12 protein-coding genes and 1 pseudogene are annotated in these 15,540 nt (G+C 53.1%); 3 read left to right on the top strand and 10 right to left on the bottom strand.

All coding sequences use genetic code 11. The features are described 5' to 3' along the window. Positions 1–6: 6 nt before the first annotated feature. Entirely contained in the window at positions 7–615 is a 609-nt protein-coding gene (locus ACR0E6_RS07340) for a TetR/AcrR family transcriptional regulator (RefSeq protein ID WP_170565504.1), read from the bottom strand. Positions 616–786: 171 nt separating this feature from the next. Here ACR0E6_RS07340 and ACR0E6_RS07345 point away from each other — a divergent pair, with 171 nt between their 5' ends. After that, positions 787–2,181, top strand: coding sequence for an aminotransferase (locus ACR0E6_RS07345; protein WP_480582001.1), 1,395 nt, complete (start codon positions 787–789; stop codon positions 2,179–2,181). 64 nt (positions 2,182–2,245) lie between these two features. Here ACR0E6_RS07345 and ACR0E6_RS07350 read toward each other — a convergent pair whose 3' ends face one another. From ACR0E6_RS07350 to ACR0E6_RS07380, 7 genes are all read right to left on the bottom strand, one after another. Continuing rightward, positions 2,246–3,814: a trimethylamine methyltransferase family protein gene (locus tag ACR0E6_RS07350; RefSeq protein WP_480582005.1), complete on the bottom strand. Its 1,569-nt coding sequence runs from the start codon at positions 3,812–3,814 to the stop codon at positions 2,246–2,248. Between the two features lie 25 nt (positions 3,815–3,839). Further along, positions 3,840–5,039, bottom strand: coding sequence for an aromatic ring-hydroxylating oxygenase subunit alpha (locus ACR0E6_RS07355; protein WP_170380953.1), 1,200 nt, complete (start codon positions 5,037–5,039; stop codon positions 3,840–3,842). Positions 5,040–5,047: 8 nt separating this feature from the next. Further along, positions 5,048–7,114 (bottom strand): oxidoreductase, encoded by a 2,067-nt coding sequence (locus tag ACR0E6_RS07360; RefSeq protein WP_170380955.1) that lies wholly within the window; start codon positions 7,112–7,114, stop codon positions 5,048–5,050. Positions 7,115–7,208: 94 nt separating this feature from the next. Further along, on the bottom strand, positions 7,209–8,264 hold the full coding sequence (locus tag ACR0E6_RS07365) for an extracellular solute-binding protein (RefSeq protein ID WP_480582008.1): 1,056 nt from the start codon (positions 8,262–8,264) through the stop codon (positions 7,209–7,211). 18 nt (positions 8,265–8,282) lie between these two features. Then, complete coding sequence (locus tag ACR0E6_RS07370) at positions 8,283–9,383, bottom strand: ABC transporter ATP-binding protein (protein ID WP_480562614.1); 1,101 nt, start codon at positions 9,381–9,383, stop codon at positions 8,283–8,285. 20 nt (positions 9,384–9,403) lie between these two features. Beyond that, positions 9,404–10,198, bottom strand: coding sequence for an ABC transporter permease (locus ACR0E6_RS07375; protein ID WP_480582013.1), 795 nt, complete (start codon positions 10,196–10,198; stop codon positions 9,404–9,406). Further along, a complete protein-coding gene (locus ACR0E6_RS07380; RefSeq protein WP_170380962.1) occupies positions 10,195–11,058 on the bottom strand; it encodes an ABC transporter permease in 864 nt (287 codons plus the stop codon). The genes ACR0E6_RS07375 and ACR0E6_RS07380 overlap by 4 nt, the downstream gene beginning before the upstream one ends. Positions 11,059–11,248: 190 nt before the next feature. Between ACR0E6_RS07380 and ACR0E6_RS07385 the strand changes: the two genes are divergently transcribed. After that, positions 11,249–11,890: a TetR family transcriptional regulator C-terminal domain-containing protein gene (locus ACR0E6_RS07385; protein WP_170380964.1), complete on the top strand. Its 642-nt coding sequence runs from the start codon at positions 11,249–11,251 to the stop codon at positions 11,888–11,890. 167 nt (positions 11,891–12,057) lie between these two features. On the opposite strand, the pseudogene ACR0E6_RS07390 reads toward ACR0E6_RS07385, so the two are convergent. Together ACR0E6_RS07390 and ACR0E6_RS07395 are read right to left on the bottom strand one after the other, a co-directional pair. After that, positions 12,058–12,765, bottom strand: a pseudogene (locus ACR0E6_RS07390) (IS6 family transposase). Positions 12,766–12,821: 56 nt separating this feature from the next. Beyond that, on the bottom strand, positions 12,822–13,610 hold the full coding sequence (locus ACR0E6_RS07395) for a hypothetical protein (protein WP_480582016.1): 789 nt from the start codon (positions 13,608–13,610) through the stop codon (positions 12,822–12,824). 430 nt (positions 13,611–14,040) lie between these two features. Between ACR0E6_RS07395 and ACR0E6_RS07400 the strand changes: the two genes are divergently transcribed. Then, positions 14,041–15,417, top strand: a complete 1,377-nt coding sequence (locus ACR0E6_RS07400) for an ammonium transporter (protein ID WP_480582019.1) — start codon at positions 14,041–14,043, stop codon at positions 15,415–15,417. Positions 15,418–15,540 lie beyond the last annotated feature (123 nt).

Raw genomic sequence — 15,540 nt, forward strand, 5'->3', positions numbered from 1 at the left:
TCCCAGTCACCTACTCCCGCGGATCGACCGAGTGCCAAAGTGTTTAGGAAACATCGATTGCAGCACAAACAGGCAGATCTTCAAAGCCTCGGAGGGGTTGAAGATATCTGAGTGCAAATGGTAGTCGGTCCAAAGCCCTTCCAACAAAGCAACCAACGCGTCTGTTGCAAGTTTGGCGCTTACATCTTCGTATTCGCCTTCACCCTTTATTTGTTCCAACAACTCCAGGATCACCGCGCGGAAACCTTTGTCGCGCGAGTCGATGAAAGGAAATATGTTCGGGTTCGAGAGCGCTTCAGCCCGAAAGGAAAACCAGATCGCGACGTCCCGCGCATTTAGGACCAGTGGGTCGAAATCTGCCTTTATAATAGAGACTAACTTGTCTGCCGGGTCTAACTCTGGATTGACTGCAATGGCCGTCCACTGCTCCGCGTATCGGACTGACAATTCCTCAGCCACTGCAAGCAGCAGCTTTTCCTTGGAACCAAAGTGTAGGTTGACCATCCCTTGCGATAATCCCGACAATTCTTGGATTCTTGCCGAAGTTGTTCCGCGTATTCCGTATCTATAAATGGCGTCCGCAGCCGATTGGATCAGCAGCTTTCGGTTCTGCAATTTACCCAGGTCTCGGGCATTGGTTGGTGTATCACGCTCGAGATTAATCTTATTTCTCCTTCGCTGGGGTAGTCGCCTTTGTCTTCTCGCATTTAGCGTTAAGACAGTTCAAGGATTGACATTGAATGAATGCTTGTTCAATTTGTGATTTATATTACATTAAGGTGCTGCATGACCCTTTTCAACTCCGACTTTCGGTCCATACGAGAATGGGACAACGAACATTTCCTGCACCCTTGGGAAGGGATGTCACACCTTGGCCAAAATGAACGAACCTTTGCCGAAAGCGGCCTTGGCGTTCATGTCGTCACAGAGGACGGAAAGCGCCTGATAGACGGCCCTGCTGGCATGTGGTGCATTCAATTGGGCTATGGAAACAACGAGATTGCCGATGCGATGGCTCAGCAGGCGAAAGAGATGGCGTATTTTTCGCCCTTCAACAACGCCAACTCAACTCCGGCCCGTTTGGCACATGAAATCGCCAAGAGAACGCCGAGCGATTTGAACCATGTGTTCTTCACGACCGGTGGTTCAACGGCCGTGGATAGCGCTCTGCGGTTTGTACAATTTCGCAATAACCTGCTGGGAAAACCTCAAAAGAAAATCGTGATCTCGCGCCAGAAAGCATATCACGGATCGACCTATTTGGCGGCCTCGGTATCCGGAAAAGAGCGCGACAAAGGGTGGTTGGACCAAGCCTCGGACCTGACGCGGTTTTTGCCGAACGTGAATCCGTATATACGTCGCCCCGATCAGGCGGTCGATGACTTTCTGGACGAAAAAATTGCAGATCTGGAGAACATGATACTGCAAACCGGAGCAGACAAGGTCGCTGCCTTCATCGCTGAACCGATACTGTGCTCTGGTGGCGTCATTGTGCCTCCGCAGGGGTATCATCAGCGCTGTCTTGAAATCTGCCGGAAATACGATGTCCTGTATATTTCAGACGAGGTCGTAACCGGATTTGGGCGGCTTGGACATTGGTTTGCTTCAGAAGACGTCTTTGGGATTAAGCCCGACATCATAACCTGCGCCAAAGGCATGACGTCTGGGTACGTACCCATGGGGGCTTGTATCATCTCTGACCGGCTGATTGCAGATATAAGCGGAGACAATGCGCAGAACGCTACGTTTTCAAACGGCTTCACTTACTCAGGCCATCCAGTATGCGCGGCGGCAGGCCTGAAGACGATTGAAATCATGGAGCGCGACGGCGTTCTGGAACATGTCCGCGCAATCACGCCGCTCTTCGAAGAGCGCCTCCAGGCTCTGGCAGATTTGCCGCTCGTCGGTGATGCGCGCGGCATGGGGCTCGTTGGCTGCGTCGAATGTGTTGCAGACGCAAAAGCAGATAATGCACTGGACCTAGATAAATCTGTCGGCGCTTTGATTGATCATCATTGTCAGGAGAACGGGCTGATTCTGAGGCCGATCATCAACATGTGCGTGTTTTCCCCACCTCTAATCATTACCGAAGGCGAGTTGAACCAGATGTTCGACGTCCTTGAAAAAGGTATCCGGCTGGCAACCGAAGACCTAAAGCAGCAGGGTACGTTTAAACCTTAGGAACTGCCACGGCGCGCCATCGCAATTTTCATGGTTGCGATGCCTTCGCTTAAGTGCGCTGCGTTTACCCTGCCCGCATCACCTCTGGTGGCAATTTGATCGGGAACTTGGACCGAACCTCCGCATCCGCCTTGCTGCCAAAATAGTTTGGATAGTGATTGGATAGAATATCGTTCACGACTGACCGGCTCCGTTCAAACATATCCTGACGACCGGCTTTTTCCCAAGTATCGGTTAGCTCCCGATCCATCAGGGCTGGATAGACATACTCAGTCTCCATGTATTGTAAGGTCTGCGTGTTGCCGAGGAAATGACCGGGATCAATTGCACATTCGTGGATGACGTCAACCGACAGAGTGTCGTCGCTCACCTCGATACCACGCAGGGTTCGTGAGATCATACCCGCGGCCTCGTTGTCGATGACCATGGACTCAAAGCTGCAACCCATCAGGCTGCCGAGCATACCGCCAAATTCGCAGAGCCTGTTGGCCCCAGCATGAGCCGCTAATGCGAAAGTCAACGCCTTTTCCAGACCATATTGTGCGTCAGGAATCTTGGAGTCCGTCATGCCGCAACCAACGCTGGTCGGCAGGTTGTAGAATTTGCCCATTTGGATAGCCGCTGCGGATATCAATGCTTGCTCACCACTGCCACCCGTAAATGAACCAGTACGCAGATCAGTAATAAACGGCCAAGCTGCAAAGACAACGGGGGTGCCCGGGTTAATCAGGTTGGCAATGGCGACGCAAGATAGAGTCTCGGCGACGGCTTGCGCCAAAGTCCCGGCCAGAGGCGCAGGCGACGTCGCCCCAGCTTGCGGTGGAACAGCCAAATCGCAGACAAGCCCCATCTTCGCTGTATCAATCAGAATCTCCAAATTTTCCCGCCCGAACCGGAGCGGGGATACTATGGGACAACCGCCAAAAATGACTGAGGGTTTCTTTAGGAATTTACCCTCCCCGCCTGATGCCAGATCGAACAGATGAATCGCGTCCTGAATGTGCTCTCGAGTGCGGAACGTCAGGCAAGAAGGTTTTTCGCTACCCGCCAGAATGGCATAGAGCATGCTCATGTCGTGCTCGTAGTCCTGCGGCACATCCGTTGCCAGAACCGTGTCGCCAGTCATGTGAATGTTGTCGAGCCGGTCTACCAGACGGGTGAAATCGTAGATGTCCTTGAGAGTTGATGGCCGGTAACTGCGCGTTTCTGCGTCGAACGTTGTCACAGCAGTGCCGGAGTTTGCGTAGTACACCTTGTCCTTGGTGCAGTGCATATCGTCCTTACCGGCCCGAGATCCGCGCGCATGGACATAAAATTCGCTGGCCGCCTTAGCTAAAAGATCTTCCATCAACGCGCGAGGAAAGCACAGCCTACCATACTCGTTCACCGTTGCCCCTTTGGGCAGCACTAGATCAAGTACTTCCCGCGTTGGATCACCGACACCCGTACGCTCCAGAATGCCAAGGGCGGCTTCATGTATACGCGACATGTCCCCATCTGAAAGAGGCCTGTATCGTCCTCCCGAAATGCCCGGCCAGATTGCTTGGGAAGCGACATTGCTGGTCCGCACCGCTGCACGTGCTTCACGCCCACCACCGCGCCGTCGTGATCTGCGCTGCGTTAACTCTGTCATGTTTAGTCTCCGAATTCTGAGCGTGTCAGATCATGCTGAAGTAGTTGCGATAGAAACCGGGAATGCTCCATTCCATCTCGGACAACGGCCCTGGGACGAAATGGTGCGAGTTCACGCCTTCCTGATTGTGCCGTATGATCCGCTCGTCATCGAGCGATGTGACATGCCAGAGCCATGTCAGCGCATCCTTGTCATAGTCACGGCCCTGTTCTGCGTCGCTGCGCACGTACCAGACGATCTGAATATCTGTTTCTTGCAGAGCACGCGGGACGAACCGATACCCAACCACGTGATCTGCATAGACGAGGAAGTAGTTCAGTGTGCCGATGCCCAGATCAGTTGCTCCGCCATCGAGAGATTTCAGTTCGCCCAAAGGCGGCGCCAGAGGCGCTCCATCCTTGCTGCCGGTCACATAACCGGGGAACAAGGGGTAGCGCCGCCAATATACATCTGCGCCCGGCGCGTCCGCATTTTCTCCCGTCAGATCAAGCTCCTCAGTGGGAATTCCGGCTTCGTTCATCCGCTCATGAAGCGCACCGCTGAACTCCAGAACCTGAGCAGGGTCTTTCAGAGAATGGCTACGCGAATAATCCTGATGGGATGGCGCGCAGTGATAGCATTCCAAGTAGTTTTCCAAAGCCAGTTTCCAGTTTGCCGGAACCGGGTATGACGCCTCATGCGCGACCTTCAGGTTTTCAAAATCGAACGGCTTTGAAAGCGGGGCCAGCCTTTCAAGGGCAGCATCCAGCGGCGGAGCATCTTCTGCGGCGCAGACAAAGATCAGACCCTGAAAAGTCTTCACCTGAACAGGGAACAACCCATACTGGCTTGGGTCAAAGTCCTGTCCCATCGATCGCCCGTTTCGTAGCTTGCCGTTTAGGTCAAATGTCCATGCATGATACGGACATATGAAGTTGCGGGCTTTGCCTTTCTGTTCGATGCAAACCCGCGATCCACGGTGGCGACACACGTTCAGATGCGCGCGCACCTCGCCTTCGCGATCCCGAACGATGATGATGGATTCCGGGCCGTAATCGAACAGGAAGTAGTCGCCCGGTTCGGCGACCTGGCTGACATGGCCGACCCAGATCCAGTTGCGGTTCCAGAACGTGCTGATGTCGTTGTCGTATACTGCCTGAGAGGTATAGAAATGGCGCGGCATGGCGAAACCTTCCCGCTGCGCATCCATCAAGTCGCGCATTACTTGCAAGTCATCTTTTGGCATAGCGCACCTCATGCAGATTCAAGGGAAATGACTTCCCGGCGGAAGATTTCACGGTCGATGTCGTCCGCGTTACGTTCGAAATTCCGGGCAGCCATGTGACCCGAATATACAGCATCCGCGATCAAGCCGGGGTTTGCGGCATCTCCGATTAATTCCAACGTTTTCAGCGGACTTGCTGTCAAACCGCTAAGCTCGTCGTAAAGAGTGGTTTCTCGCATTCGCTGCGTCACCAGTACCACGGAGCTGCATTCAATGGAGTTCTCTCGCCCCGTGTAGACGCACTGCAATGTCGCCTGGCCGGGCGCGACACCGGCCAAGGTCTGGGACAGGTTCAGACGAACGCCTTTTTCCAACAGACTGCGTTGCACTTTAGTCTGCTCCAACGTCAATTCGGTAAACGGCGAAACTATTGAGGCCGGCGTTACAAAGACAACCTCTCGCCCAACCTGAGCCAAATGATCAGCCAAGGCTCCACCGAGATAGGCTTGATCATCATCGTAGACCACAATCGGGCCGTCCTGCGGCATGACTCCGGCCACAATGTCATCCGGAGTGAAAATCTGAGAACCTAAACCGATTGATACACCGTGAAATGCAGATTTCCCGCGCCCGTCTCGCCGCCATTTTGCGCCGGTTGCAACAAAGACGTTCGGTATACCCAACTCGATGACCTCACTGGCTGACAAACGGCTGTCGGTGAACAGTTGAACGTTCCCGCGTTGTTGCAGGTCGTAGATTCTGTGATCTGTCACGCGCTTCCAAGCGGATAGCCCGGTCAGGGCAGCTTCCTGCATCACACGGCCGCCGAACTCTTGCTTTGCTTCCGCCAGAGTTACCTCGTAGCCCCGCCGCGCCAATTGCATGGCGCATTCAAGTCCGGCTGGTCCGCTGCCGACAACAAGCGCAGCTTCCTCGTTTACCCGACGCTCAATGATCTCAGGATGCCATTTCCTCCGCCACTCTTCACCCATAGTCGGGTTTTGAGTGCAGCGTATTGGGACGCCGAGAGAGTCGGATGAAACACAGATATTGCAACCGATACACTCACGTATTTCTTCGATGCGATCTTCCCTAATTTTGTTGGGCAGAAACGGATCGGCGATGGATGGTCGCGCCGCGCCGATAAAATCAAGGATGCCCTTCCTGACCAGTGACGCCATCAAGTCCGGCGACGTAAGACGCCCGACGCCCACAACAGGCTTAGAAGTCACCTGTTTCACGAACTCGATATATGAGGTCTGAAAGCCGTCGCGGGGCTCGAACCGGGTCGTCGCAGAGTCGTTGCTCCAATCGGCCACATTAACATCCCAAAGGTCTGGAAGCTCGGCCAGCAATTCGACTACTGCACGGCCTTCTTCCTGCGCTTGCATCCCCTCTGACCCGAGCATTTCATCAACCGCAAACCGAAGGGCAATGGCGCAATCATCTCCGACCTCTTCCTTGGTTTCTTCCAGAAGCTCGCGGGTCAGTCGCACCCGGTTCTCCAACGAACCTCCATATTCATCCGTCCGATCATTGAACTGTGGCAGCAGAAAATGATGAGGCAATGTCATGTGATGCCCCGCATAGACATACACAATGTCGAACCCGGCTTCGCGCGAGCGACGAGCCGCCGCGCGATGCCACTTGCGAAATTCTCGAATGTCAGCCTTGTCCATTGCCCTTGCCTGTTTCGGATATGGTGTCTGCAAGACAAGCTCTGATGGGGCCAGCAGAGGCGCGCGGGTCAGGTGGTTTTGGGCATGGTGCCCGTTATGCGCCAATTGGATTGCCGCAAGCGAGCCTTTCTCATGAATTGAGTTAGTTATCAGACGCAGTGCAGGAATATCCTGATCGTCCCAAATTCGGTTTTCAGAATAAGGAGACAAATCTGAAGTCGGATGAATCTCGGCCTCCTGAGTGGATACAACCGCCCAACCGCCCTCGGCTTTCATCGCCCGCATGGCAGCTTCGGCCTGAGGTCGCAAATGACCCAAACCATTGCAGTGGGGCACCTGGTAGAACCGGTTTCGAGCCGTTACTGGCCCGATCTTGACCGGTTCGAAGAGAACAGAATATTCGTCAGCGCCTGACATTGCCGCGCTTCCTCCAAGGAAATTGGAAATTGGTTCGTGGGAATGGAAGGATTTCTACGTCCCCACCATTCCCGGGTGTGTTGTAAGAGTGCCCTTAGAAGCCAGCTTTGATGCGCTCGAATTCCTTCAACATCTTTGCCTCCAGCTCGGGGTTAACAGCGTCAAAGAACAGGCTGCCTTCAAAGAAGCTGTCCACATCCGAAAACCCGTAGGTTTCGATCAGCTCCGGGTCTGCCTGTGCAAAAGCGTCTTCATTTGCGTGGGCGTAACCCCAGCTTTCAATGATGTATTTACCGCTTGCCGCAGAGCTGAGCGCGTTCAGCATGTCATAGACTTGCTCATCCGACTGCTTGGCAGATTTCAGATGCACATAACCACAGACCCAGGTCGCGATACCTTTGTCCACATCACGCATCATGACCGCTGGCGTCTCGTTCCAGATTAGGTTCAGTTCCGATTGGTTCCATCCCCAACCCAGCGTGACCTCACCGCTGGCAATTGCCTGATCCAGTTGGCCAGCGTCAGACCAGTAAAAGCGCACGTTCGGATGAATCGCGCGCAGGTAGTCCGCCGCTTTTTGGAATTCCTCGTCACTCATATCGGTATAGCTGGAGGCGCCGGTTGCCAATGCCGCCATTGCAAAGGCACTGGAAGCGGCGTCCGGAATGGCGACTTTACCCTGATATGCAGGATCGGCAAGCAATTGCAGCGAAACGTCATCTGCCGAAATCATATCTGTTCGATAGATAAGACCAGTATTGCCCCATTCGAACGGAACCATGTAGGTCTGCCCATCAATGGTGATGCCATCGACCTCTTTGATCTTGGGCATCAGCTTGTCCCAGTTTTCCAGCTTGCTGGTGTCAATCGGCTTGATCATGTCTGCCGCTACCCACTTTCTCAAGGCATCCGTGCAGGGATGGGCCAAGTCAGCTTCAAAACCGGACTGAAGCTTTGTGAACGCTTCTTCCACGCTGCCAAAATAGGTGTAGCTAGGCGGGCCGCCGTATTTTTCGACATAGTCGCCGTAGAAACCCTGATCCTCATATCCGGACCAGTCAAAAACGGTCAGATCAGCGGCGTTCGCCAGAGCTTGGCTGGCGGCAAAGGTGGCAATTACTGCTGCCATAAGTGGTGCTGTTTTACTCATTTGTCTCCTCCCACAGATTCATGATTCACGTTTGCCCAAATCGATCACCGAGGCGCTTTGAACACCAAGCCAGACGGTATCGCCCCGGCTGTGATCGACTGTGTGAAAGTAGTTGGGCACTGCGACGGCGATGCTTTCGGGCAATCCGTCGATGCGCACATAATAATGGACGCTCTCACCATAGAAGGCGACGTCCGATACCACGCCTTGAACATAGGCGTCGTAGCCTTCCGGTTTTTCTGCGCTGATCTCCAATTGTTCGGGCCGAACGCCGACCAGCAGTTCTTTGTCATGCATATGAACGTTTGGATTCACCCCAATCGTCATCTGCCCAAACCCCTGAACAGTTACTTCCAGCGTTTCAGAATTTTCAGCCGTTACCTCAGCATCCAGAAAGTTCATTCCACCGATAAAAGAAGCCACTTCCCGATTGCACGGTTGAGAATACAGAACTTCGGGCTTGTCGACCTGCTTGAGCTGCCCAGCAAACATGACACCGATGCGATCGGACATGGTCATCGCCTCGTATTGGTCATGCGTGACCATGACGAAGGTAACTCCAAGCTTTTGCTGCAGACGGCGCATTTCCAGCTGCATGGCTTCGCGCAGGTTTTTGTCCAGCGCGGAAAGAGGCTCATCCAACAGCAGCACTTTCGGCCGCATAACCAACGCACGAGCAAGCGCCACGCGTTGACGCTGACCGCCCGACAATTCATTGGCCTTGCGGTCCTGCAAGCCGCCAAGTTCAACCATCTCAAGCGCTTCAGCAACGCGCTCCTTGATTTCCTTGCGCGAGAGCTTTGTCTTGCGCAAACCGAACCCGACATTGTCGCCCACATTCAAGTGCGGAAAGATTGCATAACTTTGAAACACCATATTGGTGGGACGTTTGTTGGCAGGCACCTCGCCCATAACGCGCCCATCAATCCGGATCTCGCCCTCTTCGTGATCCTGAAACCCGGCGATGATGCGGAGGGCCGTAGTCTTGCCGCAGCCCGAAGGCCCAAGCAGCGAAAAAAACTCACCCTCTTTCAAGGTCAGGTTCAGATCGGACACAGCCACAAAGGAGCCAAAGCGTTTTTCAACGCCCTGAATTTCGATGATGTTCTGTTCGCTCATCTTGTTCATTTCCTTTGGCTTCAATCCGAGGACTGGGTGGAACGGCGGCGGAAATACTCGGCAATCAACAACAGCAGGACCGAAGACAGCAAAAGCAACGACCCAAGCGCCAACGTGTTGGGCAATTTTGCCGGGAAGCGGATCTGGCTCCAGATATAGACCGGCAATGTCGGGCTGTTCCCGGATAGGAAAAAGGCCAGGACAAATTCATCAAACGACACGGTGAATGTCACCAGCAGGCTGGCGATGATGCCGGGCGCAACAATAGGCAGAGTGACACGCCGAAAGGTTCCCGCAACGCTTTCGCCGAGGTCGAAGGCAGCCTCTTCCAACGACTGGTCGAAATCGTCAAAGGCCGATTTCATGATCGATACGGAAAAGGGCAAAGCCACGAACACATGCCCAAGAATCACGGTTGTCAGTGAAGGTTTCAACCCGACGCTGATGAACAGTACCAGCATCGAACTGGCGACAATGATACCGGGCACGACCAGCGGGAGCATGACCAGACCTTCGGAGAATTCCCGTCCTTTGAAACGGTACCGGACATAGGCGCGCGCGGCGAACAGGCCCAGAGACGTCGCCATCAAGGCAGTCACACTGCCGACGATCAGCGAATTGACCATCGCCTGCAGCAACGTGTCTTGCTGACCCAACTGCGCGTACCACTTCAGCGTGAACCCCTTTAGCGGGAAAGCCACGATGGTTCCGTCATTAAATGAAAACAGCGGCAAGAGCAGAACTGGCAGGTAAAGAAACACCAGATAGGCGATCGCGTAAACAAGCAACCATTGGATACGAATAGCCTTGGTCATCTGATCCTCCGCCCCAGTGCGGTGACGACCACCACAAACAGGATTGCGACGCAACCGACCGAAAGCATGGCAAGCAGAGACAGGGTTGCACCCAATGGCCAATTATTGGCCGCGCCAAACTGAACCTGGATCAAATTGGCCACCATTTTTCCTTGCGAACCGCCGACCAGGGCTGGCGTGACATAGTCGCCAACCGTGGGGATGAAAATGATCAAACAAGCGGCGATGATCCCTGGCACCGTCAGGGGCAAAGTTACGCGCACAAACCGTTCCAACTTGCTGCACCCTAAATCGGTTGCGGCCTCCAAGAGACTGCGGTCGATCTTTTGCAGCGACACATAAATCGGCAGGATCGCAAACGGCGCCCAGGCATGTGCAAGTGTAAGGACAACGGCGAATTCATTGTAGAGCAGGAATGTAAGCGGCTCCTGTATCAGCCCCAGCGAAATCAATGCTGAGTTCATCACCCCATTGAAGCCAAGGATCAATTTCCAGCTGAACACCCGCAGCAGGTAGCTGCTCCAAAACGGGATGGTAATCAGCAATAGCCATAGGGTTTTTTTCTGCGTCCGAAACGCGATGAAGTAGGCAATCGGATAGGCCAGACCGACCGTCGCCAATGTCACTGCCCCCGCAATCGCGACCGACCGGATCATCAGATGTCGAACCAGCGGGTCGGTAAACGCCTCTTGGTAATTCGCCCAGGTCAGTGTGCGGTCAATCTCGACATAGGTCTGGGTCCAAAAGCTGTAGGCAACAAGAATGCAAAGCGGAACAGCCACGAGCAGGCCGACATAGAGCGTCGCAGGCGCGCTCAGTGCCAGGCCCTTGCCCGTTTCACTTCGTAGTACTCCGGCCATGCTTCCCTGCTGAGCTTCGTTTTCGGTGGCACGACAATGTCGATCACAAAATGGACAATCGTCCATTTAAATCTGGAATTTTTGGACTAGCTGTGTCAACTGATAATTTCGCAACTGGGGATGGCCAATTTCACACCGGCCATTAGAAGACACCGCAAGAGACTGAAAACAAACAGAGCCGCCTGATCCAATGACTGGAAGACGACAAGAAATACGTGAGCGAAACCGCCTTTCCCTGATCGAGGCAGTACTCGACTCGGTTGCAGAAAAAGGAATTTCCGAGACTTCCGTCAGCGAAATCATTCAACGCGCCGAACTGTCCCGCGGCATGATTCATCTTCATTTTGGCGGCAAAGACAATTTGGTTGACGAAGCCGCCCGCTACTCATCCGAACAATACTACAATGGCATTTACGACCTGTTGGAAACGACCGGGCAAACCGGACAGGAACATATTGAGATGATTGTTCGGGGCGACTTGAGTGAAGCCATTCTCAATAAGAAAAACGTTTCCATTTGGTACGCGTTTCGAGGCGAGGCCCGAAACAGAGCGGCAATCGCTGCGTTTTCAGATACCCGCGATGCTAAGCTTCGTAATCTGGTTTTCAACGCATTCGCTCGAATTGCGAAAGAAGCTGGAACCGAACACCCTAATCAAGTTGCTAGGGATGCTACGCACGGCACACTCGCAATGCTGGAAGGCATGTGGACAGATTACCTACTCCACCCGGATTCATTTGATCGCGACGAAGCAATGAGAATTGTTTTTCGATTTCTGCGCGCAATGTTCCCGAAGCATTTTGACCTAAGCGGCGCTTTGTTGCTTAAGTAGAGCTTGCGACAGGTTTCCTATTTGGCTGCTGTAGAAGTGGACAATCCCCACCTTCCAGTCAACATGATATCAGCGCACATTGGACGCAAAAAGTACAATTGAAGAAGCTGCCAAGTGCTGTCAGAAAAATTCTGAACCAGTCTCAGTTTGCCGCAGAAACCACGAACCTATCCAGAACAAAGCTGACGCCACGCACTAAGAGCGGCGCCGCGTGTTAACTTGAAGGTGTCTCGGCAGGCTAGCGATCTTTCCTGATTGAAGTGGTTGTAGACGGAAGAGTGGACGGAGGCGAATTTCTGCAAACTTCGCATGCGCCTGAAACGCTGCATCGCGCGCTCGCGTCGTCGAAACGGGAGGTGCGAATTCTCGACGCGGCTGTTGAGCCCCCTACCCGTCCTTTGTTTTTTGATAGCGCCAAGCTCTCTGAGAGCGGCCCGCTACGATGCGAAGCGATCCGTGACGACGGCTTCCGCCTTACCGTGTCGCTTCATTAATTTCTTGAGGAATTTCAGTGCTGCAGCTCTGTTTCGGCGTTTGGTGACAACGGCTTCCAGTAACTCGCCTTCGTGATCAACGGCCCGCCAAAGATAATGCCGCTTGCCATTCACCTTCATGAAAACCTCGTCCACATGCCACTTCCATTTGCAGTATGCTCTCAATTGCTGAACACGCTTTCTTCGGATTTCAGCAGCAAACATCGGGCCAAACCTGTTCCACCAATACCGTACAGTTTCGTGACTCACGTAGATGCCTCGCTCGTGCAACAAGTCTTCGACATTCCGAAGCGAGAGCGGGAAACGGATGTACAGCATCACTGCAAGGCGGATGATCTCGGGGCTAGTTTTGAAGTACTTGAAGGAGGCAGGTTTGGTGATAGGCAAAAGCTACGCAACACCCCTGCCCGCCTCAAGCAAAGTTCTTCTGACAAAACCTAATGAACGTCTACGACTCCAAAGCGGTAACGTGTACCATCGAGTTCGAATCCTAGTTCATATCGGGCTGCAACTGTTGAGATATCAACAAGCTCAAAAGCGCCTTCAATGAGCGTGAGAAAGTCTCCCGGCAGTCTTTTTGAACCTATTTCAAGTGAAAACCGATACAAAGCCCCCTCACCAACACTCTCCACGCTGGATACCTCCAGACTTCCGAATTTAAGAATCCCGTTTTCCACAACCACAGAGACTCTCTTTCTCAAAAGCCGCGCGTTTTCGTAGACTAGGACCTCAACTTCCTCAATCGCCAAGACAATGGGCAAAATTCTTAGGGCAGGTGGCCGGTTTTGTTCCAGCGCAATCTCGCTTTCCTTCACTTTCTGGTATGCCGAATTTGCCGATAGTTTTTTGTTTTCCTCACATGTGCTGTCGTTTATGAGCGCCATCAAAAGCTCAAGACTTCTTGGTTTCAATTCTCGAAACTCGCTGTCTCCTTTCGCGCTGGAAATCCCTCGAGAATCCAGCAGGATGTCAATGCAATCAGAAACCATTGCAGTTAATTGAACCAATAATTCAGCGACCTGCTCCTCTACATCAGGTATCGTGGGAGCCCCAATCTCCGTTGCGTAGTGAATTTTTTCGTTAATTTCTCCGGGCTTCGGTGAGGCACGCACAACTGAGATGTCTAGCTTTTCAAGAGCCAAAGACTTTCGGATGCTCTGAAATATCCGCTCACCTTCCAGCCGCTTTCTTTCTAACGCGCTGATTCTAAGAAGTATTTCTTCCATCGCCGACCCAAAGACACAGTTTTAGTTCGCGCAATCGTTTTATCTGAGTTCTTCCAAATGACAACGTTGCACTCAAAACATGAAGTCAATTTAGCCTGAAGGAACGGCATCGGGTATGTCCAATTTGTGCCGAAAAATTGACTGCTAGCGCGGATTGAAAAATCACAAAATTCGGGAACGTTGTAGCTTGGAGATGAACCCAATCGGGTTAGCAAGACTTGAATTCACAACGCCACAAGGATTCACAATAGACATAGAATTTACGGTCACCTGTTCCCAAGCGTCATTCTGCCCGCTGTTATTTGGTTTAGTTTTGGATCAATTTTTTTACTTCTGGTTTCGAATTGGTTTAGTGTAGCATTTTGTCGCAGACTCTTGAAACTTGTCTGCGGTGAACAAGCACGGTCGGGAACCAAGCAAGGTTGGGAACATGGAAGAGCAACTAGCAGAACTGGCGGCCAAGGTCGCGGAACTGGAAGAATCGACTTCTGTAACGAACACGATGTTTGCAGAAACCTACTATTACCTCACGATACCATTGATGGTCATCATCCATGCAGGGTTTTTGGCATATGAGATGGGCGCATCGCGCCAAAAGAACGTGCTTGCTTCGGGAATAAAAAACATTCTCGCCTTTGCGTTCATGATGCCCACCTTCTACTTCTTCGGGTGGTGGGTCTACTGGGGCTTCCCAACCGGGATCACTTTCTCCGAAGGTGCCATGGGGATCTCAGGCGCCACATACGCGTCGTTCGCTTGGCCATGGTCCGATAGTGCTGGCCCCAACCTAGACGATCAGTCAACCGGTGTGTTCTGGGGCGCATTCGCTTTGTTCGCGGCAACCACAGCATCGATTTTCTCGGGCGCGGTTATCGAACGGATCCAAGTCGTGGGATTTGTAATCCTAGCAGTCGTTCTGGGCTCTTTCGCGTGGGTTGTCGCTGCGGCTTGGGGCTGGCACGCAGACGGTTGGTTGGTCACCCAATGGGGTGTACACGACTTTGGCGCGGCAGGGTTGGTTCACGCAGTGGCAGGTTTCTTTGCTCTTGGTGTGCTCATCAACCTCGGTCCGAGAATTGGCAAATTCAATAAGGATGGAACGGCCAACCATATCGGCGGTCACAACATGCCGTTCACAGTTACAGGCCTGATGCTGATCATCGTTGGCTTCTGGGGATTCTTGATGGCCTGCGTAATCGTTCCAGGCGAGGCCTGGAGTTGGTATGCTGATAAAGCCACTACCATCTATGGCACGCCGATGACACTGAGCTCGCTGGCTTTCAACATTTTGATGGGCATGTCAGGCGGGATCATTGGTGCATGGGCCATCGCTAGGGACCCCTTCTTCATGATGTCAGGCGCCCTCGCAGGCATCATCGCGACCGCCTCAGGCTTGGATGTATATGACCCGTCCCTGGCATTTGTGATGGGCTTTGCTGGCGGTGCTCTGCTTAAGCCTTGCTATACTTGGCTGGAGAACCGGGGCATCGACGACGCTGTCGGAGCGGTCACCGTTCACGGCACCATTGGCCTGTTCGGTCTCATCATGTTTGGCATCTGGGGTGCAGGACTGCCTGCAATTCAAGGAGACGACGTCGCGACCGTTTCGCTGCTTGGCCAAATAGTCGGCGCCGTGGTCTTTTTCCTCGTCGGTTTCTTGCCCGGGTACGTCATCAGTTGGGTACTCAACAAAATGGGAATGCTGCGCGTGACCGAGGAAGCTGAAATTGCGGGCCTCGACCCAACGAAAGTGCCAATGCAGGCGTACCCCGAAGGTATTACGCCTTCGGCCAGCCCTGCCGAGTAATGTCAATAATAGGGAGACGAAATAATGGGATTTAGCCTAGCAAACGTGGACGAAATGAGCGGTCCGATCTTTATGGGTGCTGGAGGTTCCACACCGATGCTCTGGTTCGTACTTGCTGTTTTA

The organism is Ruegeria sp. AP12 (genome assembly GCF_056540025.1).

Coding starts and splice junctions, on each gene's coding strand:
- ACR0E6_RS07375 (WP_480582013.1), bottom strand. CDS start 10,198: ATGACCAAGGCTATTCGTATCCAATGGTTGCTTGTTTACGCGATCGCC.
- ACR0E6_RS07345 (WP_480582001.1), top strand. CDS start 787: ATGACCCTTTTCAACTCCGACTTTCGGTCCATACGAGAATGGGACAAC.
- ACR0E6_RS07385 (WP_170380964.1), top strand. CDS start 11,249: ATGACTGGAAGACGACAAGAAATACGTGAGCGAAACCGCCTTTCCCTG.
- ACR0E6_RS07355 (WP_170380953.1), bottom strand. CDS start 5,039: ATGCCAAAAGATGACTTGCAAGTAATGCGCGACTTGATGGATGCGCAG.
- ACR0E6_RS07380 (WP_170380962.1), bottom strand. CDS start 11,058: ATGGCCGGAGTACTACGAAGTGAAACGGGCAAGGGCCTGGCACTGAGC.
- ACR0E6_RS07350 (WP_480582005.1), bottom strand. CDS start 3,814: ATGACAGAGTTAACGCAGCGCAGATCACGACGGCGCGGTGGTGGGCGT.
- ACR0E6_RS07370 (WP_480562614.1), bottom strand. CDS start 9,383: ATGAGCGAACAGAACATCATCGAAATTCAGGGCGTTGAAAAACGCTTT.
- ACR0E6_RS07395 (WP_480582016.1), bottom strand. CDS start 13,610: ATGGAAGAAATACTTCTTAGAATCAGCGCGTTAGAAAGAAAGCGGCTG.
- ACR0E6_RS07360 (WP_170380955.1), bottom strand. CDS start 7,114: ATGTCAGGCGCTGACGAATATTCTGTTCTCTTCGAACCGGTCAAGATC.
- ACR0E6_RS07400 (WP_480582019.1), top strand. CDS start 14,041: ATGGAAGAGCAACTAGCAGAACTGGCGGCCAAGGTCGCGGAACTGGAA.
- ACR0E6_RS07365 (WP_480582008.1), bottom strand. CDS start 8,264: ATGAGTAAAACAGCACCACTTATGGCAGCAGTAATTGCCACCTTTGCC.